Source organism: Vibrio sp. 2134-1, assembly GCF_033339495.1.
Map to the genome: position 1 here is coordinate 1 of NZ_JAWOUS010000301.1, position 789 is coordinate 789.

At 42.0% G+C, this 789-nt stretch carries 1 protein-coding gene; it reads left to right on the forward strand.

Translation table 11 applies throughout. The features are described from left to right. The first annotated feature begins 92 nt into the window (after positions 1-92). The gene (locus R7R78_RS25610; RefSeq protein WP_005376997.1) at positions 93-602 is read left to right on the forward strand and encodes a hypothetical protein; all 510 of its coding nucleotides are present in this window, start codon (positions 93-95) and stop codon (positions 600-602) included. Positions 603-789 lie beyond the last annotated feature (187 nt).

The following is a 789-nucleotide window of genomic DNA, read 5'->3' on the forward strand; positions in this document are numbered from 1 at the left end:
GTTTGCGTTAAGTTCGGTGTTTACGGTAGTCAAATTGAGTTTCGTAGTTGCGTGCTTCACACCTTAATTGGGCGTTAGCATGCGGGAGTAATATGAAGAAAATTCTCATCATCGGTAATTCTGGCTCAGGCAAGAGTTGGTTGTCGAAACAGTTATCCCGAAAACTTCAGTTGCAAGAAGTTAACTTGGACTCGATTGTATGGGAGCCAGGTGGCTATAATCAAAAACGCTCCACCGGAGCAATCGAAAATGAAATTGCTAGTATAAAGTCTCAATGCAACTGGGTAGTTGAGGGAGTATTTGGTGCTTTAGCCGAACAGCTTATTTTATCTGCTGACATGCTGTTGTTTTTGGATTTGGAATGGTCTGAATGTAAAAGTTCTCTTTATTCTCGTGGTTCGGAGAGCTCGAAGCAACTTAATGAGGAACAGGCGGAGAAGAATTTTCGTGAATTATTAAAATGGGCTTCTGAATACTCTGTTCGCGAATCCAAAAGTTCACGACAGTTCCATCAGCAATTGTTCAGAGATTTTCACGGTTCTAAAGTACGTTTCACAACGCGCTCTCAAGTGAATGAGTTTGTAGCGGAAACAACATGCTAACAAACTGTTTAAGAGTGATTCGCAACGCGTGGCATTTTTACCCTGCGTTGATTTTAGTGATTTAGGTGGTGTGCGGAGGCTTTCGTATTGCGTTGCTCACACCTTAACAGGGCGTTAGTTGCCAACGAGAAAAACGCAGTTAAAACAAAATATTTAGGGCTAAGGTTTGTGTGTTTTTGGCTCGGTT